This is a genomic window from Streptomyces sp. NPDC048383, from assembly GCF_040651775.1.
GTDB lineage: Bacteria > Actinomycetota > Actinomycetes > Streptomycetales > Streptomycetaceae > Streptomyces.
The window spans coordinates 37,418-64,357 of record NZ_JBEZKS010000018.1 but is presented as its reverse complement, the minus strand read 5'-3'; the positions used below and the strand labels follow the sequence as shown (position 1 = coordinate 64,357).

Below are 26,940 nucleotides of genomic sequence, written 5' to 3'. Positions count from 1 at the left end.
GGGTGGCGGGCGGCCGCAGGGGAGTACGGCCGCCCGCCCGTTCCGGAGGGTGCTCAGCCCGCCTTGCGGGCCGTCCAGACCTGCGCCGGACGACCGTCCGCGCGCTGGAGTTCGAGCAACCAGTCCCCGTAGTAGGGCCGGTTGCTCACGGCCAGCGCGAAGCCGCCGCTCGGGTCGGAGACCGTCACCGCGCCGTCGCGGGCGGACACCTTCCAGCGCTGCGCGCCCGCGCTCCCGCAGGGCTGCTGCGCGACCCACATCCCGGCGGCCGGCGCGCCGCCCGGCTGGAGGCACTTGCCCGAGACGGCGGACCGGATGCGGACCAGCCCGTCACCGGCGTCGTCGAAGTACCACTGCTGCTGCGCGTAGCCGTTGCTGCGCCCGGCGACGAGGACGGTGCCGTCGGCGGTCCGGCCGCCCCACAGTTCGGCGGCCATGCCGGTGCTGCCGTTGCCGAGCACGTAGCGGGCGCCCGGCGTGGTGATGGCCCCACCGTTCTTGTCCGCCGTACGGAACGAGGCGGCCTTGCCGGCCCCGCTGTCCCGCCCGGCCGTGTCACGGACGGACACGGCCGCCGTGTACGCCGTTCCCGGCCGGAGGTTGTAGACGCGCAGCGACGTCGACTGCACCCAGGTGAGGTGCTTGCCGTTCAGCATGACCTGGTACCAGGCCGCACCCTCGGTCTTCGGCCAGCTCAGCACCACCGAATCGGCCTGGATCTGGCCGGCCGTCACGGTCGGTCCGCCCGTGGGCTTCCCGGTCGGCGTCGGGCTCGGCGACGGCTTCTGCGTCGGCGTGGGCTTGCCGGTCGGCGTCGGCGTCGGCTTCGGACCGGGGTCCGTGCCGCCTCCTCCTCCGCCGGCCGCGCGCATCAGGAACTGGTTGTCGGCGATGTTCCAGTGGCTGGCGAGGTAACTGCCCGCCTTCGGACTGGTGTGGAAGTAGTCGTCGTGGTTGCAGTCCAGGATGTTCTCGGCAGCCTGGTTGGCGCAGACGGTGCGCATCTTCGGGTAGTACGGCGTGTCCGAGTAGCACATGACGTCCCACTCGTCGGTGCAGTGCGCGCCGCGGCTGGTGTTCGGGGCGCTGTTGTTGACCGCGCCCAGGTTGTGGCCCAGTTCGTGGGCGGCGGTGTGGCCGCCCCAACAGCCCGAGTCGGTGCGCCCGTAGGAGGGGCCGAAGTTGCTCAGGTTGTTCTGGCCGGGCCGCTCGTCACCGTTGAAGGTGCCGATGCCGCAGTAGACCTTGGCGTCCGCGAAGATCATGTACTTGCGGTCGCGGCGGTCCAGTCCCTTGCCGGCGAGCGCCTTGTTGGTGGCGCTGAACTCCGAGAGCGCGGACTGCGGCAGTTCGATGCTGAGCACCGAGGGCGTGCAGTCGGCGGCCGTCACGTAGCGGATGTGACGGACACCGCCCGTCTCCTTGGCGCTCGCCGAGTAGATGACGTCGGCGTCGGCGGCCCACTTGCGGAACGAGGCGAGGTATTCGGCGTAGCGGTCCTGGCCCGGGGCGTGCACGTACACGACCTGCACGCGGTTGCCGGTGGTGCCGTCCCCGTCGCACTGGACGGTCTGTCCCGCCGGGCCGGCGGCGACCGCCTGGCTGCCGGCGGCCGGCGGCGCGGGAGCGGCGGCCGCCTGGGCGCTGCCGGCGTCGGCGGCCGCGGGCGCGTCCTGAGGACGCCCGCCGCCTTCCGTCGCCGCCGGGTCGCCCGCCGCCGGGGCGGCGGGGTCGGCGGCCGGGGCCTTCGCCTTGACGGCCGGCAAGATGTCCTTCTTGATGTCGACGCCGCCGGGAGGGGCGTCGGGGCCGTGGGTGCACAGGCCGGCGTCCGTGCGGTAGACACCGGCGCAGGTGTCGCCCTTGGGCGCCGCCTCCAGGCCGTCGTAGACCATTCCGCGAGTGCCCTCGTTCGCGGGCTTCGCCGCGATGGGGGCGGGTTCCGCGTCCCGGGCGGGTGCGGAGGCCGGCTCGGGGGAGTCCGCGGCGGGTCCCGCGGCCGCCGTGGGCGGGAGCGCCTCGGCCCGGTCGCCGAACCCGGACCAGGCCAGGCCTCCCGCGATCACCGCCGCCGCGGCGACGGCGGCGGTGACGAGTATGAGTCGGCGGGGTTTGGGCCGGTCCTCTCGGGGTCTGCGGCGTCGGCCGCCCGCGCGTTTGGCTGTCATGCGCACCTCAAATCGATGTGAGGGGGGTGGGTGCGCGGAAGCTTGCCAGAAGGACGCCGAGAAGAATTCGGACAAACGGGAATGGGGGCCGAGAAATCTATCCGTTACCTGGTCATCGAATCTGATGAACTGTCAACTTGCTTGTAAATCGAAGGAGTTACGCGCGTTGAGCCCAGATGGTCCAGGCCAATAAAGGGATCTCGTTATCAAATCGAGATATGAGGCGGAATCTTGTTGACGGGAATTCAGTCAGGTATTCATGTAAAAACTACCTGCCGAATCTCCCCGGTCACGAGCGGTGAAGCACGGCCACCGTCCTGGGTGCCCAGGCCGCCCGGTCGTTCCGCCGGCGGCAAGGGCACCCGTACGGACTACCTGCTCGCGTCCCGCTCCCAGCGGTAGAACCGGTGCGCCATCGCGTCCTTGGGGCCGCGCCAGGTCTGCGGGTCGTGCGGACTGACGAACGTGGCGAGCCGGTCGCTGAGGCCGACGAACTCGGGGTGCTTCATGACCCGCGCGATGGCCGGCGCCGGGTCCTGGTCGGACTCGATCAGGTGCAGGTACACGTCCCCGAACTGGAACAGGCTGCGACGGTTGACCCCCACCAGGTGGGGGAGCTCGCCCGCGTCCGACTCGGCGAACAGGCCGGCGATGTCGGGCGCCGAACCCGGCGCCATGCGGGCCACGATGAGGGCTTGGTGCATCGGGAGACTGCCTTCCACTGGGTGGGCTGCGGGCGCCGGTTCAGCGCCGGTCGGCGGCCGGGGTGCGCACCGCGCGCCGGCCCTGCTCGATCTTGTCCCGGATCAGTTCCATCTGGATCCGGGAGTTGTGGTTGATCCGCCGGGTCATGCCATCGTCGTCGATGGGCGCGTCCGGCTTCATCGCGAAGTCCTGCACCCAGCGCATCCGGGTGCCGCCGCCGGGCACCTCGCCGTACTCCCAGTGGATGTTCATGTGGGCGAACGGTCCGGTCTCCACCCGGCGGGCCTTCACGGTCAGGCCCGCGCGGTCGACGGTGCGCTCGGAGACCCAGCTCCACACCACGCCGTTCTCGTCCGGGTGCATCGCGAGGCGGAACCGCGTGGTGTCGCCCGCGTTCTCCAGGATCTCGATCGACGCGTACTCGCTGAACAGCTCCGGCCAGTTCGGCAGGTCGTTCGTCACGTCCCACACGACGTCGACGGGCGCGTTGACGTGGATCTCGTTGTCGGTGTGTCCAGGCATGTCAGGCTCCGGTCATGAGGCTGTTGTTGACGAGGTCGAGGAACTCGTGGGGGCTCTTGCAGCGGTCGGCGTCGGTGGGCAGGGCCCACCCGCGCCGGTTCTCCAGCTCGCCGACGATGCCGAGCAGGCCCAGCGAGTCGAGTCCGTAGTCGTCGAACCGCGACTCCGGACGGCTGGCCATCTCGGAGGGGTCGACGGTGATCCCCGCGGTCTTCATCAGGGCCGCGAGCTCTTCCAGGGTCAGTCGGTCGGACATGGCTGCCTTCTCTCTTTCCTGCTTCCGGGGTGCCGCGCCGAGGACGCCGCGGCCCTGACGGGCGGGTCCCGATCCCTAGGCGGGCGATTCGGGCCCTTTTCGGAGGACGACCGCCGCGTTCGAACCCATGAGGCCCCGGCTCAGTACGAGCGCGGTCCGCACGGGCGCGACCCGGGCGTCGCCGGTCACGACGTCGAGGTCGTGGCAGACCTCGAAGACGTTCGGCGTGGGGGGTACGACGCCGTGCTCCAGGGCCATCACGGCCGCGGCGACGTCGAGGGTGCCGGCCGCGCAGTACGCCCGTCCGGTACCGGTCTTGGGGGCGGTCACGGCCACGCGGGCCCCGTGGGAGCCGAGCGCGTCGTGGATCGCCCGGACCTCGGCGGCGTCCGCCTCCGGCGTGCCCAGGGCGTCCGCGAAGACGACGTCCACCTCCTCGGGAGCCACGCCGGCCTCCGCCAGCGCGCCGCGGATCGCGTGGGCGAGGCCCTCGGCGGACTCCTCCCAGCGGCCCGGCCCGGTGAACGTCGCGGCGTGGCCGGCCAGCACGGCCCGCACCGTCGCGCCCCGGGCGGCGGCCGCGGCCGCCGCCTCGACGACGAACATCGCGCCGCCCTCCGCCGGGGCGAACCCGCACGCCTTCGAGGTGAAGGGGCGGTAGGCGCGCTCCGGGTCCTCCCGGGTGCTGAGCCCCGGGTACCCGAGCTGGCAGACCATCGAGTACGGGGCGAGCGGTGCCTCCGTCGCGCCGACCAGCATCGCCCGGCTGCCCCGGCGGATCTGCCGGGCCGCGTGGGCGAAGGCGTCGAGCCCGCCCGCCTCGTCGGAGGCGACGACCCCGCACGGGCCCTTGAACCCGCGCCGGATGGAGACCTGGCCGGTGCTGGCCGCGTAGAACCAGGCGATGGACTGGTACGGGCCGACGTAGCGGGGGCCCTGCCCCCACAGCCGTTGCAGCTCGCGCTGCCCGAACTCGCCGCCGCCCGAACCCGCGGCGGTGACGACGCCCACCGCGTACGGATCGTCCTCGTAGTCGCCCCGGCCGAGCCGGGCGTGCTCCAGGGCGAGGTCGGCCGCGGCCAGGGCGTAGTGACTGAAGCGGTCGGTCTGTACCAGGAACCGGTCCTCGACGAGGGACCCGGGCTCGAAGCCCCGGACCTCGCCGGCGACCCGCAGCGGCAGGTGCTCGCACCCCTTGCGGGTCACCCGGTCGAGGACGCTGACGCCCGACTGCGTGGCCTTCCAGAAGGCATCGGCGCCGATCCCGTTGGGCGCGACGACTCCGATGCCCGTGACGACCACCGACGTGTCGGCTTCCGCAGTACGGCTGTTCACGCGCGCACCTCCTTGGGCTGGGTCAGGACCACGGCGGACTGGAAGCCGCCGAAGCCGCTGCCGACCGACAGCACGTTGCGCAGGGTGTGGTCGCGGGCCGTGCGCGGCACGTAGTCCAGATCGCACTCCGGATCCGGGGTCTCGTAGTTCGCCGTCGGCGGCACCACGTGATGGGTCATCGCCAACACACAGGCGGCCAGTTCGATCGCTCCGATCGCGCCGAGGGAGTGCCCCACCATCGACTTGATGGAGCTCATCGGCGTCTCGTAGGCGTGCGCGCCCAGGACCCGCTTGACGGCCGCGGTCTCGTGCCGGTCGTTCTGCTTGGTGCCGGAACCGTGCGCGTTGACGTAGTCGATCTCCGCGGAGTCGACCTCGGCCTGGTCCAGGGCCGTCCGGATCGCCCGGGCCATCTCCAGGCCCTCCGGGGTCAGCCCCGTCATGTGGTGGGCGTTGCCGAAGGTGGCGTAACCGCCGACCTCGCAGTACACCGTCGCACCGCGGGCCCGGGCGTGCTCCAGCTCCTCCAGCACCAATATCGCGCCGCCCTCACCGAGCACGAAACCGTCCCGGTCCGCGTCGAACGGCCGCGACGCGTGTGCCGGGTCGTCGTTGTTCGCCGATGTCGCCTTGATCGCGTCGAAGCAGGCCACGGTGATCGGCGAGACGGGGGAGTCGGAGGCGCCGGCGACGCACACGTCCATCCGGCCCTCCTGGATGGCGTGCACGGCGTACCCGATGGCGTCGAGACCGGACGTGCACCCCGTGGAGACGGTCTGCACCGGTCCGCGCGCCCCGGTCTGTTCCGCCACCGCCGAAGCGAGCGTGGCGGGAGTGAACGCGCGGTGCAGGAACGGCGAGGCGAGCCGGTGGTCCACGTCCCACCAGTCGCCCTTCTGGCTGACGGCGACGTAGTCGTGCTCCAGACGGGTGGTCCCGCCCACGGCGGTGCCCAGGGAGACCCCGGTGCGCCACGAGCCCTCGCCGTCGAGGGTCAGTCCGGCGTCGGCCATCGCCTCGCGGGCGGCGACCAGTGCGAACTGGATGTACCGGTCCGCCCGGGCCGCGTCATCGGGGCCCAGGCCGTGTGCGGTCGGCTCGAAGTCGACCTCGGCGGCTATCCGGGAGCGGAACCCGGCCGGGTCGAAGAGGGTGATGCCCCGCGTCGCCGTACGACCGTTGGACAGCAGGTCCCAGAAGGCGGCGGTGCCGATCCCGCCGGGCGCCACGACACCGACGCCCGTGACGGCCACCCGTCGGCGGGTCAAGAGACCACACCCGTACGCTCGGGCGGGCGCTCGGCCCACGCGGTGGCCCCCGGGTTCGGAGCCTCCTCGGTGTCCACGTGCCCCAGTTCCGGGCGCGGCGCGAGCGGGCCGAGGTGGAACACCATCCGGGCCTCGGTGCTGCCGACGTTGCGGAAACGGTGCCGCACGTTCAGCGGGACCAGGAGCCCCTGGTCGGCGCGCAGCGGGTGCGGCTCCCCGTCGAGGTCGACCTCCAGCGAGCCGCTGACCACGTACACGAACTCCTCGGAGTACGGGTGGTAGTGCTCGGCGATCGACTCCCCGGGGGCGATCAGGGCCAGCCCCATGAACCCGCTCGTCGAACCCACCGAAGTCGGCGTGAGCACGGCGCGCAGGTCACCTCCGCGCCTGGTGTTGGGCTGCGTCTCGCTGAGATCGACGATGCGCGGGTGATGTTGCGTCATGACTGACTTCCTCCTGGCGGTGCGGAGCCTGAACGTGGGCTGCCGATGGTGGGGGCGTGCTGCTCGGGGCCGCGCGGCGGACGCCGCGACCCGTCCGGATCAGGACGGCGCCGGAGCCCGACGGTCGGTGATCAGGTCCATGGGGTGGGGAGCGCCGTCCGGCACGGCGCCGGGCTCACCGGCCAGCAGCCGGCGGAGCACCGCGGCCTTGCGGGGCCCGTCGATGCCGAACCCGGCCGCGAACCGACCGTCCGAAGGGCCGGTGACGTCCAGGAGCCGGACCACGACGTCGTCGCGCTGGAAGACGCTGCTGCTCACCACCGGGTTGGTGGGGCGCTGCGCGGCCGCCTCGTCCTGCCGGGCCAGGAAGCGGGCCAGCAGCGGGCCGCAGCCGGCCTTGGCCGGGTAGAACAGCGCGTGCCGGCGCACCTCCTGCGGCTCCCGGCGGGAAGCGGCCACGTGGTGGACCGCCGGCAGCGCCGCCCGCATGAAGAACATCCGGGCCGACTCCGGGTCGGTCAGGTCCCGCTCCTGTTCCAGGTACGGGTCCATCTGCTGCTCGACGGCCCGGATCTCGGGCTGCTTCGCCACGTGGCGCAGCGCCGCCGTCAGGTCGCCCTGCACCTCCACGGCGCGGACGACGCGGTTGCCGTACATGAACAGGGACGTGCGCAGCAGCCGGGTGTGCTCGTCGACCTGCGCGGCCGGCGAGGAGTAGGAGGACAGGATCTCGGCGACCTTCGCCTCGGTGCCCGGCTTCACCGTGAAGGTCAGCGCGTGGCGCACGACGCCCGTGCCCAGCCGGGGCGTGGTCTGGAGCCGGCCGCCGAAGCCCTTGGCGGGGGCGTCGTAGCGCCGGCCGGTCTCCTTCAGGACGGTGAACTGCATCGGCCGCATCGTCCGTACGCAGGCGCCCAGCGGGCGCACCTGCTCGGTGTGCTCCTCGCTGTTCACCCAGGCGAGGTACTGCGGGGCGCTCTCCCACTCGCTGGTGATCAGCCACTGCTCGGGGTTCTCGAACGACTGGCAGAGCTGGTCGCCGAGATGGCCGGGGACGGAGGCGATGTCGTGCCGCAGTTGCTCGTAGGCCTCGAAGAACTGCTGCTGGACCCCCTCGTGCAGGTCCATCAGCAGGACGACGCGGAGCATGGAGCCGTCGAAGGCCGACTGCGACACCCGTTCGGACAGTGTGGTTGTCATCTGCTCACTCCTTCGTGAGGGCCCGGAGTCCGGCGCGAACGCGCTCACGTGCGTCATCGGCGGCAACTGCCCGGGTCGTTTGGGGCCGGCGCCCCGCGCGATCGGGGACGGCGGGGCCGGGGAGCCACCGCTGTCGCTCATCGTCATCCGGCCGGGTACGGATCGCTACATCTCCGGATCAAGTGGGTGACAACCGGCGAATCACCACGGCATCGGGACTCATCGGGGGCATAAAACGACCACTGCCCCCAAGACGAAACAGGAGCCCGCAGCTGATGGAAGAGCATGCCGACGTTCGCGTACCGGTCCTGGTCGTGGGCGGCTCCCTCGTGGGCCTGTCCACCTCGCTTTTCCTGAGCCGTCACGGCATCAGGCACCTGCTGGTCGAAAAGCATTCCGGTACCTCCGTCCACCCCCGCGGACGAGGGATCAACGCACGCACGATGGAACTGTTCCGGACGGCGGGAGCCGAGCCCGCCATCCGTAAGGAGGCCTCCGCGCTGGAGGCCAACCAGGGAATCCTGCAGACCCACGCGCTGATCGGCGGAGAGCACAAGTGGCTGATCAAGGCGGTCGACCCCTCCGGGGCCCTCGCCCGCTTCAGCCCGACCGGCTGGTGCCTGTGCAGCCAGAACAACATCGAGCCGGTCCTCGCCGCCCAGAGCCGCGCCCAGGGCGCCGACGTGCGCTTCTCCACCGAACTGATGAACTTCGACCAGGACGCCACCGGAGTGACCGCCCTGGTCAAGAACCGCGACACCGGTGAGCACCTCACCGTCCGAGCGGACTACCTGATCGCCGCGGACGGCCCGCGCAGCCCCGTCCGCGAGGCCCTCGGCATCCGCCAGAGCGGCAACGGCGAGCTGTTCCACAACGTCAGCATCGTCTTCCGGTCCGAGAACCTCGCCGGTCTCCTCGGTGACCTGCGCTTCATCGTCTGCTACCTGATGCGCCCCGGCGCGGACGGCGCCCTGCTGCCGGTCGACAACGAGACCCAGTGGGTCTTCCACGCCCCCTGGCACCCGGAGACCGGCGAAACCCTGGAGGACTTCACGGAGGAGCGCTGCGTGGCGCAGATCCGCGAGGCCATCGGCGTGCCCGACCTGGACGTCGAGATCGGCGGAAAGGCCCCCTGGCACGCCGCCGAACGGGTCGCCGAGCAGTACCGCGTCGGCCGCGTCTTCGTCGTCGGCGACGCCGCGCACGAGATGTCCCCGACCGGCGCCTTCGGCTCCAACACGGGCATCCAGGACGCGCACAACCTCGCCTGGAAGGTCGCGGCGGTGCTGAACGGCTCCGCCGGCCCCGACCTGCTCGACACGTACGAGGCCGAGCGCCTGCCGGTCGCCAAGGCCACCAGCGAGCGGGCCTCCGCCCGGTCGGCCGAGCACAGCCACCCCGGCTACGTACCGCCCCCCACCATGGGCGGCGGCCCCGGCAGCGGCGTCCTGACCACCGCCATGGGCTACGCCTACCCGAAGGGCGCCGTCATCGGCGGCGACCGGGCACGGCCGATCATCCCGGAGAAGATGCGCCTCGCCGGCGACGTCGGCACCCGCGCACCGCACCTGTGGCTGACCCGGGCGGGGGAGCGGATCTCCACGCTCGACCTGTACGAGACCTCGTTCGTGCTGCTCAGCTCCCCGGGCACGCCCTGGCAGGAGGCGGCCGCAAAGGTGGCGCGCGAGCTGTCCGCCCGGCTGGACGCCTGGACGATCGGCTCGGCGCCCGACGCCGACCTGGTCCAGGCACCCGAGGCCGACTGGGCCGCGCTGCACGAGCTGCCGGTCGACGGCGCCGTCCTCGTACGCCCGGACGGGTTCGTGGCCTGGCGCGCCGAGGGCGCCGCGGCGGACCCGCGGGCGGCGCTGCTGGAGGCGATGACGCACCTGCTCGCGCGGTCCTGACCGACGGCGAGGAGTCAGGCGCAGGCCCAGCACCCCGACCAGCATCCGTGGCCCGTGGGCCGCGGCGGCGGGCGGCGGTGCCGGGCCTTCCCGGTGTCGGCGGGCGGTGCGGCGACCCGCCCCGCGAGACAGGCGAACACGACCGCGATCGCGGCCAGTTCCTCGGGTTCGGCGGTTCCCCGGTGGACCCGGAGCAGGCTGGATATGGGGGCGTCGTTTCGCATCGACACGGCCTCTCAGCAGGAGAGTTCACCTGGGCCGGGCCCTCGGGGCCCCGACGCTCACGACGCTACGAGCCCCCCGACGGCCTGTCGTGCCGGGGGACTCCGTCCACACCCATCCGTGCGACACGCCCGGGCCGCCGGGGCCGTGGCGGGCCACCGCCACGGGGGTCAGCGCCGGGCGTCCTGGCGCACGCCGAGTTTCACCCACTTGGCGGCGCTGGGAACGCCCCGCCCGTCGAGCAGGAACAGCATGTAGTAGCCGGGCGGCGCGTCCGCCGCCGACGGCGGGGTCCGCAGCCCGACGACCTCGCCCCGCACCCCGGTGAGACGCAGTTCCAAGTGGCGCTGACTGGTGTTCACCGCATGGGTCACCGTCGTCGGAGCCAACAGCACGGCCCGCCGGACCGAGGCGGCGTCCGCGCTGCGCACCTCGAACGCCGTGTCGTGGGCCAGCTCGCCGCCGGGCACCCTGTCGAGCGCGGGCCGGTGGCCCCGGTGCAGGTAGGCGGGTTCGTAGAGTTCGACGCTGCCGTCCATCGCGTCCCCGATGTCGGGGTCGTTGGCGATCTGCTGGAGCTCGTCCCCGGTCACCATGACCCGGCCGTCGGGCATCACCAGGGCGTTCGAGTGGTAGCCGCGCGGCAGCCGCTGCGCCGGTCCGAGCCGCCAGTGGCCCCGCGCGTCGCGCAGTTCCGTCTGCCGGTACTTGAGGTCGGCCTTCGGGTTGAACGGCCCGTTGCCGTAGTCCCGCGTGCTCAGGGCGCCGTTGACCGTGAGCAGCGTGGCGTCCGGGAGGATCAGCGTGTCGTCCTGGGTACGGCCGAACGCCCTCGGCTCCTCGGTGTTCCACCGGCCTCCCGCGAGCCGGTAGGTGTGGGGGTCGTGCGGGTCGCCGCCGAGGACGAGCACCGAGTCCGGACCGCGGAACCCGGCCGGGAGCGGTACCGCGGAGCCGTAGCCGCGGAAGTCCGCCGGCCGCCGCGGCAGGTCGCGGCGGGTCTCCGCGACGGGGTCGAACAACCACTGCTGGTCGGCGTCCCGGCCCAGCCCGTAGACCATGCCGTCGCGCAGCGAGAACAGGTGCGGGTAGTCGTTGCGGAAGGGCGCGTCGACGCCGAACCGCTCGGCGGCGACGTCCAGCGGGATGTCGTACGGCCGCCAGGGCACCGGCAGGCGCTTGGCCGGGAAACGCTCCACGACGGGCGTGGGGGTGCCCGTACCGCGCTCGGACTGGCCCGACATGATGAGCTGGCGGCCGTCCGCCCCGGTGACCACCGAGGGGTACCAGCGGCCCGCGGCCATGTCGCGGTTGCGGTACCAGGTCTCCGTCCAGGGGTCGAAGACGAAGGACAGCTTCGCGCCGCTGCCCCCCTTGCCGCCCGTGTTGCCGCCGAACACCGCGAGCATGCCGTTCGGCAGGAAGGCGTGCCCGGCGCAGAAGAACGGCGCGGGGCGCGGGACGTGCGTGCCGTCGGGCATCAGGACGGTCGGCGGCCGGACCTCCTTGAAGGCGCGGGCTCCCGTTCCCCGGGCCGGGTCCCACAGGAACGCGCGGCCCGCGTTCGTCGGGCCGATCCGGTCGGTGGGGCCGGTCTCCTTGGTGGGGTCGGTCTCGACGCGTTCGAAGGAGAACAGCAGCACCTTGCCGGTCGGCAACTGGGCGAGGTGGACGCCGAAGTCGGGGGAGGGGAAGAAGTCCGTGAACCGGCCCGACGCCGAGGGCTCGAACCCGGCGTTGGTCCACGCCTGCGATTCCCGCAGGGACTCCAGGCTCGCGGTGCGGGTGGCCTGTGGATACCCGACGGCGCCCCGGACGGCCGCGCGCCGGCCGGCGTGGGCGCGGGCGTGCTCCTCGCCGAGCAGCGCCACCTCATCGGCCGCGGGTTCGGCTGCCGAAGCCGCCGAAGCCGCCGAAGCCGCCGCGGGGCCACGGGAACGGTCGTGGGTCGTCGGGAGCCGGTGGTCGCCGGGGTCGGCCGAGGCCGGGACGGCCAGCGTGGCCGCTACGGCCAGGGCCGAGAGGAACACGCCTGCGGATCGTGCGGCGGACCGGTGTGCTCGGGACACGCCTCTCCTCGGTGCGACAGCCGGGACGGGACGCCCATGCTAGAAGAACCGGGACAAACCACCCCGTCCGACGCGAGGTCACTTCGCGGGGTCCCTCACCCGGGGCTTCGGGTGTCCGCTCCTGCCGGGACCCGTGCGCCGCCCGTCAAGCCTGCCGCCCCGCCCGCGCGTCCCGGATCGCGTTCACCAGTCCGGTGACGAGCCGGGCCCGTTCGGGCATGGCGTCGACGACGAGGTACTCGTGGTCGGCGTGCGCGCCGCCCCCGACCGCGCCGAGACCGTCGAGCGTCGGCACTCCGAGCGCCGCCGTGAAGTTGCCGTCGCTGCCGCCGCCGACGGACATGCCCTCGATGCCCGGCAGCAACTCCCGCGCCACCGCGAAGAGTTCGGCCGAGGCGGACTCGGGCATCGGGGGGCGGCCGATACCGCCCTCGACGGCGATCAGTGCCCCGTCGAGGTGGGGCGCCAGCGCGGCGAAGGCGGATTCGATCCGCTCCTTCTCGCCCTGCGACTCGACCCGCACGTCGACGACGACGGTCGCTCCTGCGGGTACGACGTTGTCCAGGGTCCCGGCGGCGGCGACGGTCGGGGTGACGGTCGTACCGACCTCGGGTCGGCCGAGCGCCGCGATCTCCAGTACCTTATGGGCCGCTTCGACGAGGGCGTTGATCCCGGCGGCGGGTTCCAGGCCGACGTGCGAGGCGCGGCCCGTGACGGAGACCCGGAAGGTGCCGCAGCCCTTGCGTCCGGTCTTGAGGCCCCCGCCGTCGGCGGCGCCCTCGAAGACGAGCACGGCTCCGCAGGCCAGGGCCCGTTCCTCGATGAGCGCGCGGGAGGAGTGGGAGCCGACCTCCTCGTCGGCGGTCACCAGGACCTCGACACCCGAGAGGTCGTCCAGCGCGGCCAGTCCGTGCACGGCCTGGACGAGGCCGCCCAGCATGTCGAAGACGCCGGGGCCGGTGGCGTGTCCGTCCGTGACGGTGAACGGGCGGCGCGCGAGGGTGCCGTGGGGGAACACGGTGTCGTGGTGGCCGAGGACCAGGACGCGGGGCGCGCCGCCGCCCGACCAGTGGACGTGGGGTCCGGCTTCGCTCTCGACGAGGACGGCCTGGCCGCCGAGCCGGCGGTCGAGGAGGTCGGCGACCGCTTTGGCCGACGCCGCCAGCGCGTCGGTGTCGCGGGAGGGGGACTCGATCTCGACGAGTGTCCTGAGGTCCTCGATCATCGCGTCAACGTTCACGTCGGCCGGGTTCTGCGTCGTCATCCCGCAAGAGTACTGCCGGCCCGCGCGGGGCCCGGTGGGCCCGCGGCGCAAAAAATTACCCCGGACGAATTGACGTCCGGGGTGCGTGCCTGCGTATATTCATTGTTTCACGTCATCTTCGCGAATAGGTGCACCATCATGTGCGACGAAGGCGTGAGGGAGTTTTGCAGTGGCATCGTATCGCGTCGGGAGTGGAATTGTCAAACGTGGAACATGAAAATGAGCAGCAATTCATCACCCGGCTGTACGCGCTCCTCGAAGACCGACGGGACCAGGCCGAACGCACGCTGCGGGCGGCCCTGAAGGAGGGCGGAAACGGGTTCCAGGCCCGCATGGAACGCGATGTCGTCGTCGCCGAACAATCCGAGCTGCTTTCCGTACTGAACTCGGCCGAACACGGTCTCTGTTTCGGTCGACTGGAGTTCACCGACGGCCGCGACCACCACATCGGCCGCATTGGAATCAGGCAGGACGACTCCGAACGCACCCCCCTGGTCATCGACTGGCGGGCCGAAAGAGCACGCCCGTTCTACCTGGCGACCGGACACGTCCCCATGGGGCTGCGCCGCCGCCGGCACATCACCACCCGGGGGCGCACGGTCACCGCCCTGCACGACGAGATCCTCGACCTCTCCGACACCGAGCGCACCGGCCACGAGGGCGCCGACGCCGACGCCGTCCTGCTGGCGGCTCTCGACGCCGCCCGGACCGGCCGCATGCACGACATCGTGCGGACCATCCAGGCCGAGCAGGACCGCGTCATCCGCTCGCCCCACCAAGGGGTCCTGGTGGTCGAAGGCGGCCCCGGCACCGGCAAGACGGCCGTCGCCCTGCACCGCGCCGCCTACCTCCTCTACGCCTACCGGGAACTCCTCGCCAAGCGCGGCGTACTGATCGTCGGGCCGAACCCCGCCTTCCTCGGCTACATCGGGGAGGTGCTGCCCTCCCTCGGCGAGACGGGCGTGCTCCTCGCCTCTCCCGGCGACCTCTTCCCCGGGATCCACGCCACCGGAACCGACCGCCCCGGCGCCGCGGCCGTCAAGGGCCGCGCAGCCATGGCGGAGGTCCTGGCCCGGGTCGTCGCGGACCACCAGACCCTGCCCGAGGGGATCCCGGCGGGCAGCGGCGAGGACAACGACGTGGTCCCCGAGCCCGCCCTGGAGATCGACCACGACGACTACGGCACCCTCCTGTTGGACCGCGCCATCGCCCACGAAGCCCGCGACCGGGCCCGCGGCACCGGCCTGCCGCACAACCTCGCCCGCCCCTACTTCGCCTTCTCCGTCATCGACGCCCTCACCGCGCAGCTCACCGACCGGCTCGGCGCCGACCCCTACGGCGGCCCCAACCTCCTCGGCCCGGACGACGTCGCGCAGCTCGGCAAGGAGATCGCCACCAGTACCGAGGTCCACGCGGCCATCGACAGCCTCTGGCCGCCGCTCACCCCCCTCGGCCTGATCGCCGACTTCCTCGCCGAACCGACCCACCTGCCGACGGACGAGGCCGAACTGATCCGACGCACCGGGGGCGACTGGACCCCCGCCGACGTCCCGCTCCTGGACGAGGCCGCCGAACTCCTCGGATTCGACGACACCGCCCGGCGGGCCGCCGAGGAACGCGACCGGCTGGAGCGCATCGCCTACGCCCAGGGCGTCCTCGACCTCTCCCAGGGCTCGGACTCCTACGAGTTCGAGGACGCGGAGAACGAGTACCTCGCCGCCCACGACATCATCGACGCCCAGCGCATGGCGGAACGACAGGAGGAGGCAGACCACCGCACCACGGCCGAACGCGCCGCCACCGACCGGACGTGGGCCTTCGGCCACGTCATCGTCGACGAGGCGCAGGAACTGTCCGAGATGGCGTGGCGCCTGCTCCTGCGCCGGTGCCCCACCCGGTCCATGACCCTCGTAGGCGACCCGGCCCAGACCGGTGACGAAGCGGGCTGCGGCTCTTGGCGGCGGATCCTGGAGCCGTACGTCGGCGACCGCTGGGAGCGGGTGCGCCTGGGGGTCAACTACCGTACGCCCGCCGAGATCATGGAGGTCGCCGCCGCCGTGCTCCGCGCCCACCGCCCCGACTTCGAGCCGCCGCGCTCGGTGCGGTCCACGGGAACACCGCCCCGGATCCGCGCGACGGACGACCTCACCGCCGGCGTGACCGAGGCCCTGCGCGCGACCCGGCCCGCCGAAGGGCGCCTCGCGGTGATCGCGCCGCGCCCGCTGCACGCCGCGCTGGCCGCGGCGCTGCCCGGCGTACGGGTGGGGGAGGAGCCGGACCTGACCCGGCCGGTGGTCCTGCTCGACCCGCGCCAGGCCAAGGGGTTGGAGTTCGACACCGTGATCGTGGTCGAGCCCGCCGACTTCCAGCCGAGCGACCTGTACGTCGCCCTCACCCGGGCCACCCAGCACCTCGACGTGGTCCACACCGGCCGGCTCCCGCAGGGCCTGGCCGACCCGGAACCGACGGTGTAGGCGCCGACCGGCCACCGCCATGCGGGGGAGTGGCCGGTTTCCCGCGCCTTCGGCGGCCGGGGCTCTCGTAGTGTGGCGTGATGGTTGTAGTAGACATCAGGACCGCCGCGCGGGACTTCGACGCCGACCCCCACTCCTTCTACGCCGAGCTGCGCGCCGCCGGGCCGGTGCACGAGGTCAGCGGCATGGCCATGGTGGCGGAGACGAACTGGCTGGTCGTCGGCCATGAAGAGGCCCGCCGGGCGCTGAACCACCCCGACCTCCTCAAGGACTGGCGGACCTCCGGGAGGTACCCGGAGCTCGTGGCCACGTCGGCGGGCACCAACATGTTGGAGTCCGACCCGCCCCACCACACCCGCCTGCGCCGCCTGGTGGCACGGGAGTTCACCGCCCGGCGGGTGGAGGCGATGCGCCCGCGCGTCCAGCAGATCACCGACGAACTGCTGGACGCGATGGCCGCCCGCCCCGAACGGTCCGCCGACCTCATCGAGGCGCTCGCCTTCCCGCTGCCGATGACCGTGATCTGCGAACTGCTCGGCGTACCCGACCTGGACCGCGAGCGCTTCCGCCAGTGGTCCAACGCCGTCGTGGCGCCCGTCGCCCCCGACCCGCACTCGACCGTCCAACAGGAACTGGGCGCCTACCTCGCGGAGCTCGTCGAGGCCAAGTCCCAGGCTCCGGGGGACGACCTCCTCAGCGCCCTGATCCGCACCCGCGACGAGGACGGCGACGCGCTCTCCCCCGACGAACTGATCGGCATGGCCTTCCTGTTGCTCATCGCGGGCCACGAGACCACCGTCAACCTGATCGCCAACGGCCTGCGGGCCCTGCTCGACCACCCGGCCCAACTGGCCGCCCTCCGCGCCGACTACGACGGCCTGCTGGGCGGCGCCATCGAGGAGACGCTCCGCTACGACGGCCCGGTGCAGAACGCCACCTACCGGCACGCCGCCCGGGACGTGGAGCTCGGCGGAAGCGTCATCCCCGCCGGCGCCGTGGTGTTCGTCTCCCTGGCCGGAGCCGACCGCGACCCCGCCCGCTACCCGGAGCCCGACGAATTCGACATCCACCGCGCCCCGCAGGGCCACTTGGCGTTCGGCCACGGCCTGCACTTCTGCATCGGCGCCCCACTGGCCCGCCTGGAGGGCCGCATCGCCCTGCGCGGCCTGCTGGAACGCTTTCCGGACCTGGCCCGTGACACCTCCGCCGCCCCCCTCGAATGGCTCCCCGGCATCCTGATGCACGGGACGACCCACCTCCCCGTGCGCTGGTAGTCCGGTCCCGACCACCACCCCCCTGCGCAGGGTGAACGGCGGCCGCCGCGGACCGTTTTGGATCGGTGCGGGATCCTCACTACGATCCGGCGATGATCACAACCAAACGGCTGGCGGCCGCGGCCTGCGGCCTGCTCGTCGCCCTCAGCGCGGGGCTCCTCCCGACGACCGCGGCCGCGGCCGACGGACCTCGGAAGGAACCGCCCAAGGTCGAACTCGTCCTCGACGTCAGCGGTTCGATGCGGGCCACCGACATCGACGGACAGTCCCGGATGGCCGCCGCGAAACAGGCCTTCAACGAGGTCCTCGACGCGGTCCCCGAGGACGTGCGGCTCGGCATACGGACCCTGGGCGCCGGCTACGCGGGCGAGGACAAGGCGCTCGGCTGCAAGGACACCGCGCAGCTGTACCCCGTCGGACCGCTGAACCGCACCGAGGCCAAGACCGCCGTCGCCACCCTCGCCCCCACCGGCTGGACCCCCATCGGCCCCGCCCTGCTCGGCGCGGCCCAGGACCTGGAGGGCGGCGACGCCACCCGCCGGATCGTCCTCATCACCGACGGCGAGGACACCTGCGCCCCGCTCGACCCCTGCGAAGTGGCCCGGGAGATCGCCGCGAAGGGCATCCACCTCGTCGTGGACACCCTCGGCCTCGTCCCGGACGCCAAGACCCGCGCCCAGCTGACCTGCATCGCGGAAGCCACCGGCGGCACCTACACCTCGGTGCAGCACACCGCCGAACTGTCCGGCAGGGTCAGACAACTCGTCGACCGCGCCGCCGACCCCGTCGTCACCCCGGTGGCGACCGAGGGCGCTCAGCGGTGCGAGAAAGCCCCGAAGCTCGGGGCCGGCCTCTACTCCGACCGGGAGACCTTCGGCGAGCACCGCTGGTACCGGGTCGACGTCCGCCCCGGACAGGAACTGCGCGCCTCCGTGAGCATCGGCGCCGACCGCGCCGTCAACCGCGACTACGGGATCCTGCTGCGCGCGACGACCGTCCACGGACGGGAGATCGTCCGGGGGTCCGAGTCCGGTGACGGCCGCACCGACGTCATCTCCACGGGCCTGCGCCACCCCAAGGCCACCCTGGACGACGCCGACGGCGACGCCGCCGACGCGCCCGAAACCGTCTGCCTCCAGGTCAGCAACTCCTTCTCCGCCGGACCCGCCGTCAAGACCGCACCGGGCATGCCCGTCGAGCTGACCATCGACGTGGTCGACGGCCCCGACGAGGCGTCCGACGTCGCCGCCTTCGGCCTCGGCCGCGGCTGGTGGCCGCTGGCCGTGCTCGCCCTCACCGGCCTGCTCGCGGGCCTCGTTCGGGGCTGGATCTCGCGCTGGCGCATATCCGTCCGGAGGACCAACTGATGCGTACCGCAGGTATCTTGACCACAGCCCTGCTGGCCGGCCCGGCCCTGGTCGGTGCCGCCGCCCCGGCCACGGCGAAGGCACCGGCGACCGCGACGCCCAGCCCCGCCCCGAGCGGGAGCGGCGACACCGCCGGCCCGACCGAGGCCGGTACCGGCTTCCGGACCGCGACCGCCTTCCGGCCCGGCCAAAAGGCCACCGCGGCCGCCTCCACCGGCGACTACCTCTACTGGGTGCTCCCGGCCGACGCCGGGCAACAGGTCACCGTACGCGCGTCGGTGACCCTGCCCGAGCCCGCGCTGCGGCACGGCACGGCCACCTGGCAGCTGGACGTGTACGACGGGTTGCGCCGCCGCCAGGCCTGCGCCTACGGGACGCAGACCCGGGCGGTGGTCAAGGAGGCCGGGGCCGCCGAACTCTCCTGCACCCTGCGCACCGTCCGCGCCGGCGCGGAACCCTGGGCCAACGACCCCCTCCCGGGCAGTTACTACGTACGCCTGACGGTCGTCGGCCTGCCCCAGGACGACCTGGGCCTGCCGGTCCGCGCCCAGGTGGAGGCCGACGTCAAGGACGTCGGCGGGGCCGTGGCCGTGGACGCGACCCTCGCCGAACCGCTGGTCCCGGGCATCGCCGGCGCCTCGCAGGAGCAGCGCGCGGCGCGCGCGCCCGAGGACGGCTGGGCCGGCGGCCGGTGGTCCGACCGCTGGATCTGGACGGCCGCCGGCGGGGTGCTCGCCGCCCTCGCGGGCGTCTTCGGATACACCCTCACCCGGGGCTCGGGCCGCCCCGGGGGCTCCCGTCCCGCCGCCTGAGCGGACGCCGCCGCGCCCCCGGGCGCGGCGGTACCCGACCAGGGAGTTGATCACCGGACACGGAGCGTGGGCTATGTTGGAACACGAGTGACGTGAGAAGGAGGCCCGCCGGTGTCATCGGGGCAGCAGGCACGCGCCCAGGCGGCTGCGATCACGCCGGGCGGACGGGCGCCGGAGCAGGTCAGGCCGCCGGCCGACCGTCTCCTCGCGCTCTTCGACGGGCACCGGCTCTCCCCGGGCCAGCGGCGGATCGCGCAGTACCTGATCGACCACCTCACCGAGGCGGCGTTCCTGTCGATCACCGAGCTCGCCGAGCGGGTCGGGGTGAGCCAACCCTCCGTGACCCGCTTCGCCGCCTCCCTCGGATTCAGCGGCTACCCGGCCCTGCGCGACGTCCTGCAACCGATCGCGCTCAGCGCCGTCGCGGGCACCCCGGACAGCCGGGAGCAGATCCGCCAGAACGAGCTCCAGGCGGCCGTGGACGCGGAGATCGAGAACCTGGAGAACGTGCGCCGGCTGCTCGCCGACACCAACCAGATGCTCGACATCGGTCGCGAGCTGGCCCGCTCCGTCCCGTTGACCGTGCTCGGCCTGCGGATCTCCGTCTCCCTCGCCGAGTACTTCGCGTACGCGGCCCGCCGCATCCACCCCGACGTCCGCCTGGTCACCCGGGGCGGCAGCGTCGCCTACGACGCCCTGCTGCAGTCCCGGGCCGCGGGCGGCAGCTGGGTGTTGGCCTTCGCGATGCCCCGGCACGCGAACGAGACCCTCGCGGCCCTGCGGGCGGCCCGCAGCACGGGCCTGCGCGTGGTCCTGATCACGGACCCGACCCTGGGTCCCCTGGTCGACGAGGCCGAGGTGGTCCTGACGGCCGGTACGGGCTCGCGGCTGGTCTTCGACTCGTACGCCGCCCCCGGCATGCTTTCGGCCGCCCTGCTCCAGGCGATGGCCGACGCCGATCCGGAGCGGACCCAGGCCCGGCTCGAACAGTACGAGCAGGTCGCCGACCAGCACGGTTTCTTCCTCTAGGGTCCGGTCGGACCAAAAATATTCAGTGCCGGCAGGTGCATGAAATTTTTCATACCCTTGCTTACTCGACGGTATATATGTTTACTGACGGCGGCGCTCCGGATCCATCAGATGCCAAGGGTGACGTCCCCACGTCCCCCTCGAACGGACACCCTGTACACCGCTCCTCCTCACGGTGCGACCGGGTGTCGAGTCAGGCTTTCGGATCCCGCAAGGCGCCCCGGCGGCCTCGGTCAACCCCTGGGCCGAGGCCGCCCCCAGCACTGTCTCGATCAGAGTTCGACACCCCTCGGAAGTGACGAGAATGCCCCAGACGGCCACCCTCACGCGCAGCCCGGACTGGCCCCTGCAGGTCAAGAGCCCCGGTACGCACGACTGGGAACGCACCGCCACCCGATGGCTGCGCGACCTCCTCCCGGCCCGCTACGGCGGCTATCTGACCCTGACCCGTCACCACGCCCTCCTCGCCCGCCACGTGCAGCTCCAGCTCCAGCACGAGATGCGGGCCGTGCGCGTCGCCCTCCACACCAGTCGGGCGGAGCTGCCCATGATGGGCATGGCCGAGACGGTCATCGAGAACACGATCCGGATGTACGCGATCGAACTCGAACAGCTCGGCCGACTGGCACGGGGCGTGCGCCTGGTCTCCGAGGCACTCCTCGTCAACACCCCCGCGCAGCGCAAGCGCTAGTGCTGTGACGGCCCCCCGGCCCCACCGCCCCGGGCCGTCGCCGGTCAGTCCTGGCAGAGGCCGCGCGTCCAGTCGTACGTGGCGGTGGCCTGCGAGTAGCGCCACTGGGGTGCCAGCAGGCCGCTCGCCAGCTGACGCGCCGCCGCCGGGCTCTCCACGACGTAGCCGAAGTCCTGGAGCCAGGACGGGTAGAGGTTCTTCGAGCCGATGTAGAAGGCCGAGTCGTCCACCGAGACCAGCTTGTGGTGCTGGGCGTACGGCTTGCCGTCCGCCCAGGTCGCGCTGTCCGAGGAGCGGAACGTCGCGAGCTGGAGGTTCTGGCACATCGCGGCCTTCGACCGGCCCTCGTCGCCGGTCAGCGCCGTCAGTCGGCCGCGCAGGGCGTCGCTCACCTCGTTCAGGGACTTGATCTGCGAGTAGCCGTTGCTGCCGACCGGCCCCCGGTTCGCGGGGTCGCTGACGACGATGCGGACCTTGACCCCCGAGGTGAGCTTCCGCGCGAGCGCGTCGTAGAGCCGGACGTCGTAGCGGGGCAGCGGCGGGCAGGTCGCGTGGACGTCCTGCTGGGAGATCTCGATGTGCTCGGTGGCGCTCGCCACCAGCGCGCGCAGGGCGCTCTCCTCGGGGTTGACCGTGTCGTAGTCCCGGTCGGCGTTGGTCCGGTCGGGCAGACCGATGCCGCACCTGGTGTCGGGGGCGGTCGGCAGGACGGGGCGGAACGTCGAGGACGGGTCGTTCTGTCGGATGCCCACGCCCAGACCGCCGACGGCGAGGACGGGTACGTCGCCCCCCGCGGTCGGCGCGGCGGGCCGCGGCAGCGTGGCGAGGCAGCCCGCGTCGTTCGACGAGGCGAACCAGGCGGCGCTCCAGCCCCAGTTGCCCTTGTTGCGACAGGTCCAGTCCCACAAGGTGTCCAGGTACCGGCCGGCCGAGCCCGCGGCGGGACCCGACAGGGCGAGGTCGACGTCGCTCACCGGGTGGGCGGTGTCCAGGTAGGCGTCCTTCCAGCTGTTGATGCCGCCGGTGATGACCGACCCGCCGTCCACCACGACCAGCTTCGAGTGGTTCCAGGAGAACGCCGTCTTCGAGGTCGTCATCGACGCCACGTTCAGGGTGATGTTCGCGGCGTCCGGACCGAGCCGGCCGACCAGCTCGTCGCGGTACGCGGACGGCAGCACCGTGGCGTGGTAGATCGGCGCGGCGCCGACCATGACGCGGACCTGTAGCCGGTTGCCCTTGCGCGAGGCCTCCTTCAGCCCGGCCACGATCGCGTCCTGGAAACCGCCGTCCGGGAAGGGTGCCAGAGTGGATATGTCGACACTCTCCCGAGCCTGGGAGATGTCCTCCCGCGTCTTGTCGAGCAACCTGCGGGTGCCGGGGCGATCCGCGCAGGACGGGTCGCCCCAGCAGCCGGGCGTCTGGAGCAGCCAGTCGGCGCCACCGGGCGCGGAGGAGCCCAGCCGGTTGCCGGCGGTGCGCTCCCACACGGATCCCTCCAGGCCGGGGGAGACCTGGCGCAGGGTCTGCTCGATGGAGTCCAGGTGGGGCGTGGGCGCGTCGGAGGCGAAGGCCGGAGCGGCGGGGAGGAGGGCGGCGGAGAGGGTGAGGGCGAGGGCCGTCGTGCGGACGGTGCGGGCCAATGTGGTTCCTTGCTCGGGGGGTGGCTCTGCCGGGCGGCAGGGTGCAACCGGACCCCCCGGCCTTGATCAACTCGCGCAAGTTACCAGCCCGTAGCCCTGTGTTCACCCCGGTGGGTCTGCTTCCGGCCACCCCCCCCGAGCGGCTTCCGCACGGCTGGTCCATTCGGATGGGACTCGCTGCCGCGCGGTCGGGCGCCGGGACAGCCGGGCGTCGGTTGCCTACCTTCTCTCCTTGTTCCCTCCCTTTCGAAAGGTGGATCCATGCGATCTGTCCGTTCCGTCCTCACGGTCCTTGCCACCGGCGCCCTCCTCTTCGCCGGCGCGTCCGCCGCGAGCGCCGACGTGACCGTGACCGTTCCGGAAGGCCCCAGCTACAACCTCGTCTTCGGTGACTGGCTCCAGTTCGCCGCGGACGACGTCTTCAACGCCGGTCACGACAACACCGTGGGCTCGAACAACTGACGAGGCCGCACCGGCTCCGGCCGGTCCCGCACCCCGGGTGACCGGGGTGCGGGACCGGCCGTGCGCCGTTCACAGCCAGGGGATCTGCTCGGCCCCGTACCGGTAGGCGCGGAACACCGAGTTCTGGGCGCCGCGCGAGGACTCCAAACCGGTACCGTCGCTGAACGCGCCGAACTCCGGGACGACGAACTCCCACACCACGTCCCCTTCCGGCGTCACCTCGAAGAGCCGCCCGAAGGAACCCTCGGCGATGAACGTGTTGCCGTTCGCCAGCCGCTGCGCACTGGACATGTACGGGCTGTAGAAGTTCTGCGGCGGGTTGTCCTCGTACGCCCACACCTCCTCGCCCGTGATCGGATCCAGCTCCAGCACCCGCGAGTACGGCACGGAGGTGGTGTCGCGGTACGTCCCGTTGTCGAAGACCAGGACGGTGCCGCCCGGCAGCTCGTGCGGATGGTGTTGCTGCGCCAGCACGTCGGGGCCGATCCGCCAGCGCACGGAGCCGTCCGCCCGGTCGACGGCCACCGTCGTGGACGCGCTGCGGAACCCGATCACGACGCCGCCGTCCGCGAGTTCGTTGACGGTGTTGGCCATCGGCCAGTGCTCACGCGCGAAGTGCGGGTTGAGCGCAACCTCCTCGGGGTCGAGGTGCTCGATGGCGGCCCAGCGCCACACCGTCTCCCCGTCCCAGGTGAGTTCGTACACCACGTCCCCGTAGATCACCCCGCCGGCGGCCTCCGAGCCGGGGACGCCGCCGCGGACGCGGGCGGCGTCGGCCGGTGACAGCGGCTCCACCACGGTGATGAGCAGGTTGCCGTTGCGCAGCACGGAGGCGTCGTGGTGGTGGAAGGGGTGCCGGACCTCGCGCAGCACGGTGGAGTCGGGTGCGAGCTCCTGGAAGATGCCGCCGTGGTAGACGTCCCAGATCGGGAAGAGGGTCGGCCCCGAGGTGTCCTTGGCCGCGTAGAAGAGGTTGCCGTTCGGCAGCAACTGGGCCTGGCGACCCGGCGGGTGGGGGGACTTCCAGGTGTGCGCCGGGCGGCCCTCGATGTCGACGAGGTGGATCTCGCCGTTCCCGGTGATCGGGGTGTAGAGGGTGTAGCCGCCGTGGCTGCGCTCGGGATCGTGGGCGCGCAGGCCGGTCCCGCGGCGGCGCAGCGTGTTCTGGTCGACGGTCATGGGGAGCTCCTGAGGTGGGTGTTCATCAGTCGTGGGGCGCTGTGAGGGGCGGTGTCACCGTCAGCCGACGGTGACGGCCGTCGGGTCGACGGTCTTGAGCGGGCCCGGACGCAACCGGCCCAGCAGAGCGTTCCGGTCGGCGTCGCCGGGCAGGGACTGGATGGCCTTGGCCCAGGCGGCCTCGTCCGTCAGCTGCGTCAGCAACTCGGCGGACAGGCTCGCGCCGTAGGTGTAGCGGGGCTCGAAGGCGTCGACGTACGCGGCCTGGAGGGCGCCCTTCGACTGGGCCACCAGGGCCGCCCGGGCGGCCGCCGGGTCGGCGGTCGATGCCTGCTGGGCGCGCAGCACCGTACGCAGGACCGCCGTCACGGCCTCGTCGCTCGCGGCGGGGCCCGCGACGAGCAGGGTCCGCGCGGTGTATCCGGTGAAGGGGAGTTCGGCGTAGCGGCCGCCGAGCGCGGTGCGGGCCGCTCCGTAGAAGCTGGGGAAGGTGACTCCGGCGTCGACGTCCCCGCGGGCCAGCGCCGCCGCGACCTGGTTGGGGGCCAGGTTGACGACGGTCACATCGGCCGCGGTCAGCTGCGCCGAGGCGAGCATCCGGCTCAGGGCGTACTCGACGTTCGTGCCGCGGGGGACCCCCACCTTGCGGCCCTTCAGCGAGGCGAAACCGCTGATCCCGCGGTCGGTCGCGGACAGCAGCCGCCAGTCGGAGAACCGCGACAGGTCGGCGACGATCCGTACGTCGCGCCCGCTCAACGCGGCCGTCACGGCGGGCAGGTCGCCCACGATCCCGAGCTGCGCCTGGCCGCCGAGCACGGCGTTCAGCGCGTCGCGGCCGGTGGGCAGGGTGGTGACGGTGGCGTCGACTCCCTCGGCGGCCCACAGGGCGCGCTCCTCGGCGATGTGGACGGGGGCGCCGCCCAGGTGGTCGCTGCCGGCCACGGTGACCGCGAGGCGCCCGCCGGAGGTCGAGGGGGCGCCGGCCCCGCCGGCGCAGGCGGTGGCGAGCGCGCACAGCAGGGAGGCCAGGAATACGGCGGCCACCGCGCGGGTTCCGGGAACGGATCGGGCTGCGGGCATGGTTCGGGTCCTTCCGAGGGGGAGTGTGGAGGGGCGTGGATCGTCGCGGCGCTCAGCCGGCGCCGAGTCGCCGGGCGATCAGCGCGCGCAGGTCGGGGTCGGGCGGACCGGGCGTCACCGCGTGGTCGGCCAGGACCCGGCCGGGGGAGCCGCCGAGGACGACGACCCGCTCGGCGAGGGCGAGCGCCTCGTCGATGTCGTGCGTCACGAAGAGGACGGTGGTGCCGCTGCGTCGCCACAGCTCCCGCAGCAGGCCCTGCATCCGGGCCCGGGTCAGCGCGTCCAGTGCGCCGAACGGCTCGTCCATCAGTAGGACTTCGGGACGCGCGGCGAGGGCGCGGGCCAGTGCCACGCGCTGTTGCATGCCTCCCGACAGTTGCGCCGGGTACTTCTGCGCGCCGTCGGCCAGCCCCACCTCCTCCAGCGCTGCCAGGGCCCGCTCGCGACGCTCGGCCCGGCTCAACCCGAGCCGCTTGAGAGCGAATTCGACGTTGCCGCGGGCCGTGCGCCACGGGAACAGCGCGTAGTGCTGGAAGACCACGCCCCGGTCCGGACCCGGACCCCGTACGGTGTCCGGTCCGGCCGTCACCCGCCCCGCGGCCGGGCGGACGAAGCCGGCCACCGTGTTCAGCACCGTGGACTTGCCGCAACCGCTCGGCCCCAGCAGCGCGGTGAACGAACCGGCGGGGAACTCCAGGTCCGTGGGTTCCAACACCGGGGTGTCGCCGTAGCCGACCGACAGTCCCTCCAGTCGCACCGTCAGGCTCATGGCGCGCTCCAGTGCACGAAGCGGCGACCCACGGCGGCGAGCACGAGGTCCGCGGCCACCCCGAGCAACCCGAGGACGAGCAGCCCCGCGAACATCCTGTCCACCCGCAGGAACTGTCCGTCCACCTGGAGTCGGTACGCCAACCCCGCGTCCGCGCCGCCCAGTTCGGCGGCGACCAGCGCCAGCAGCGCCACGGACGCGCCGTAGCGCAGCGCGGCGAGCAGGGCGGGGGCGGCCGCCGGCAACAGCACCTCGGTGAAGCGCCGGTGCAGTGGCGCCCCCAACGAGCGGGCCGCCCGCAGGTGGGATACCGGGACGCGGGACACCCCGTCGTGGACGTACAGCCAGACGGCGAGCAGGACGGCGTAGGCGATCAGCAGCCTCTTCGCGCTCTCGCCGATCCCGAACCAGGCCGTAGCCAACGGGACGAGCGCGATCGCCGGGATCGGCCGGAGGAAGGAGACCACCGGGGTCACGGCCGCCGACAGCCGGGGCAGGTAGCCCGTCGCGAAGCCCAGCGCGCCCCCGATCACCGCGCCGAGGGCGAAGCCCTGACCGGCCCGGGCCAGACTGGCGCTCAGGTCGGTGGCCAGCACCCCGCTGCGGGCGCTGTCGACGAGCGCCGCGACGGTCTCGACGGGGGTGGGCAGCAGCCCCGGTGCCACCGCGCCGGACCAGGCGGCCAGTGACCAGAGGGCGAGCACCGCGCCGGCCGCGCCCAGGGCGGGCCCGAGCCGGCCGAGGGCCCGGCCCACGGGTGAGGGGGTGGCTTGCACGCGAGGACTCCTTCGTTGATAAGTGAGG

24 protein-coding genes are annotated in these 26,940 nt (G+C 72.7%); 8 read left to right on the top strand and 16 right to left on the bottom strand.

The window, feature by feature from the left end; all coding sequences use genetic code 11:
* Nucleotides 1-53 precede the first annotated feature (53 nt).
* The 8 genes from AB0D46_RS15250 to AB0D46_RS15215 all read right to left on the bottom strand — a co-directional run bounded on the left by AB0D46_RS15250 (nt 54) and on the right by AB0D46_RS15215 (nt 7,897).
* Entirely contained in the window at nt 54-2,168 is a 2,115-nt protein-coding gene (locus tag AB0D46_RS15250) for an RICIN domain-containing protein (protein ID WP_362877786.1), read from the bottom strand.
* A gap of 371 nt (nt 2,169-2,539) precedes the next feature.
* Entirely contained in the window at nt 2,540-2,872 is a 333-nt protein-coding gene (locus tag AB0D46_RS15245; RefSeq protein ID WP_362877785.1) for a TcmI family type II polyketide cyclase, read from the bottom strand.
* A 40-nt stretch (nt 2,873-2,912) separates the two neighbouring features.
* Entirely contained in the window at nt 2,913-3,395 is a 483-nt protein-coding gene (locus AB0D46_RS15240) for an SRPBCC family protein (protein WP_362877784.1), read from the bottom strand.
* 1 nt (nt 3,396) lies between these two features.
* Nucleotides 3,397-3,651 carry an acyl carrier protein gene (locus AB0D46_RS15235; protein ID WP_362877783.1) on the bottom strand — a complete coding sequence of 85 codons (255 nt, stop codon included), beginning with the start codon at nt 3,649-3,651 and terminating at the stop codon, nt 3,397-3,399.
* 75 nt (nt 3,652-3,726) lie between these two features.
* Nucleotides 3,727-4,986 (bottom strand): beta-ketoacyl synthase N-terminal-like domain-containing protein, encoded by a 1,260-nt coding sequence (locus AB0D46_RS15230; RefSeq protein WP_362877782.1) that lies wholly within the window; start codon nt 4,984-4,986, stop codon nt 3,727-3,729.
* Nucleotides 4,983-6,254 carry a beta-ketoacyl-[acyl-carrier-protein] synthase family protein gene (locus AB0D46_RS15225; protein ID WP_362877781.1) on the bottom strand — a complete coding sequence of 424 codons (1,272 nt, stop codon included), beginning with the start codon at nt 6,252-6,254 and terminating at the stop codon, nt 4,983-4,985. The genes AB0D46_RS15230 and AB0D46_RS15225 overlap by 4 nt, the downstream gene beginning before the upstream one ends.
* Entirely contained in the window at nt 6,251-6,697 is a 447-nt protein-coding gene (locus AB0D46_RS15220; RefSeq protein ID WP_362877780.1) for a cupin domain-containing protein, read from the bottom strand. The genes AB0D46_RS15225 and AB0D46_RS15220 overlap by 4 nt, the downstream gene beginning before the upstream one ends.
* Nucleotides 6,698-6,796: 99 nt before the next feature.
* Nucleotides 6,797-7,897, bottom strand: a complete 1,101-nt coding sequence (locus AB0D46_RS15215; RefSeq protein ID WP_362877779.1) for a SchA/CurD-like domain-containing protein — start codon at nt 7,895-7,897, stop codon at nt 6,797-6,799.
* Nucleotides 7,898-8,172: 275 nt separating this feature from the next.
* Between AB0D46_RS15215 and AB0D46_RS15210 the strand changes: the two genes are divergently transcribed.
* Nucleotides 8,173-9,804 (top strand): FAD-dependent monooxygenase, encoded by a 1,632-nt coding sequence (locus tag AB0D46_RS15210; protein ID WP_362877778.1) that lies wholly within the window; start codon nt 8,173-8,175, stop codon nt 9,802-9,804.
* 14 nt (nt 9,805-9,818) lie between these two features.
* On the opposite strand, the gene AB0D46_RS15205 is transcribed toward AB0D46_RS15210, so the two are convergent.
* The 3 genes from AB0D46_RS15205 to AB0D46_RS15195 all read right to left on the bottom strand — a co-directional run bounded on the left by AB0D46_RS15205 (nt 9,819) and on the right by AB0D46_RS15195 (nt 13,359).
* Complete coding sequence (locus AB0D46_RS15205) at nt 9,819-10,028, bottom strand: acyl-CoA carboxylase subunit epsilon (RefSeq protein ID WP_362877842.1); 210 nt, start codon at nt 10,026-10,028, stop codon at nt 9,819-9,821.
* Between the two features lie 168 nt (nt 10,029-10,196).
* Nucleotides 10,197-12,056 (bottom strand): galactose oxidase early set domain-containing protein, encoded by a 1,860-nt coding sequence (locus tag AB0D46_RS15200; protein ID WP_362877777.1) that lies wholly within the window; start codon nt 12,054-12,056, stop codon nt 10,197-10,199.
* A gap of 184 nt (nt 12,057-12,240) precedes the next feature.
* Entirely contained in the window at nt 12,241-13,359 is a 1,119-nt protein-coding gene (locus AB0D46_RS15195) for a M20 family metallopeptidase (protein ID WP_362877776.1), read from the bottom strand.
* Between the two features lie 197 nt (nt 13,360-13,556).
* Between AB0D46_RS15195 and AB0D46_RS15190 the strand changes: the two genes are divergently transcribed.
* The 6 genes from AB0D46_RS15190 to AB0D46_RS15165 all read left to right on the top strand — a co-directional run bounded on the left by AB0D46_RS15190 (nt 13,557) and on the right by AB0D46_RS15165 (nt 21,006).
* Nucleotides 13,557-15,833, top strand: a complete 2,277-nt coding sequence (locus AB0D46_RS15190; RefSeq protein WP_362877841.1) for an ATP-binding domain-containing protein — start codon at nt 13,557-13,559, stop codon at nt 15,831-15,833.
* Between the two features lie 80 nt (nt 15,834-15,913).
* A complete protein-coding gene (locus tag AB0D46_RS15185) occupies nt 15,914-17,107 on the top strand; it encodes a cytochrome P450 (protein WP_362877775.1) in 1,194 nt (397 codons plus the stop codon).
* Between the two features lie 92 nt (nt 17,108-17,199).
* Entirely contained in the window at nt 17,200-18,474 is a 1,275-nt protein-coding gene (locus tag AB0D46_RS15180) for a VWA domain-containing protein (RefSeq protein WP_362877774.1), read from the top strand.
* Entirely contained in the window at nt 18,474-19,286 is an 813-nt protein-coding gene (locus AB0D46_RS15175) for a hypothetical protein (RefSeq protein ID WP_362877773.1), read from the top strand. The genes AB0D46_RS15180 and AB0D46_RS15175 overlap by 1 nt, the downstream gene beginning before the upstream one ends.
* Before the next feature lie 111 nt (nt 19,287-19,397).
* Nucleotides 19,398-20,315: a MurR/RpiR family transcriptional regulator gene (locus AB0D46_RS15170; RefSeq protein WP_362877772.1), complete on the top strand. Its 918-nt coding sequence runs from the start codon at nt 19,398-19,400 to the stop codon at nt 20,313-20,315.
* A 304-nt stretch (nt 20,316-20,619) separates the two neighbouring features.
* On the top strand, nt 20,620-21,006 hold the full coding sequence (locus AB0D46_RS15165; RefSeq protein ID WP_362877771.1) for a hypothetical protein: 387 nt from the start codon (nt 20,620-20,622) through the stop codon (nt 21,004-21,006).
* Between the two features lie 44 nt (nt 21,007-21,050).
* On the opposite strand, the gene AB0D46_RS15160 is transcribed toward AB0D46_RS15165, so the two are convergent.
* Entirely contained in the window at nt 21,051-22,646 is a 1,596-nt protein-coding gene (locus tag AB0D46_RS15160) for a phospholipase D-like domain-containing protein (RefSeq protein ID WP_362877770.1), read from the bottom strand.
* A 261-nt stretch (nt 22,647-22,907) separates the two neighbouring features.
* Here AB0D46_RS15160 and AB0D46_RS15155 point away from each other — a divergent pair, with 261 nt between their 5' ends.
* Nucleotides 22,908-23,108: a hypothetical protein gene (locus AB0D46_RS15155; RefSeq protein WP_362877769.1), complete on the top strand. Its 201-nt coding sequence runs from the start codon at nt 22,908-22,910 to the stop codon at nt 23,106-23,108.
* A 69-nt stretch (nt 23,109-23,177) separates the two neighbouring features.
* Here the strand turns inward: AB0D46_RS15155 and AB0D46_RS15150 are convergent, their stop codons facing one another.
* From AB0D46_RS15150 to AB0D46_RS15135, 4 genes are read right to left on the bottom strand one after another with little or no spacing between them, the layout of a single operon-like run.
* Nucleotides 23,178-24,287, bottom strand: a complete 1,110-nt coding sequence (locus AB0D46_RS15150) for an aryl-sulfate sulfotransferase (RefSeq protein ID WP_362877768.1) — start codon at nt 24,285-24,287, stop codon at nt 23,178-23,180.
* Between the two features lie 60 nt (nt 24,288-24,347).
* Nucleotides 24,348-25,367 carry an NrtA/SsuA/CpmA family ABC transporter substrate-binding protein gene (locus AB0D46_RS15145; RefSeq protein WP_362877767.1) on the bottom strand — a complete coding sequence of 340 codons (1,020 nt, stop codon included), beginning with the start codon at nt 25,365-25,367 and terminating at the stop codon, nt 24,348-24,350.
* Between the two features lie 52 nt (nt 25,368-25,419).
* A complete protein-coding gene (locus tag AB0D46_RS15140; RefSeq protein ID WP_362877766.1) occupies nt 25,420-26,136 on the bottom strand; it encodes an ABC transporter ATP-binding protein in 717 nt (238 codons plus the stop codon).
* Nucleotides 26,133-26,912, bottom strand: coding sequence for an ABC transporter permease subunit (locus AB0D46_RS15135; protein ID WP_362877765.1), 780 nt, complete (start codon nt 26,910-26,912; stop codon nt 26,133-26,135). The genes AB0D46_RS15140 and AB0D46_RS15135 overlap by 4 nt, the downstream gene beginning before the upstream one ends.
* Between the last annotated feature and the right edge of the window lie 28 nt (nt 26,913-26,940).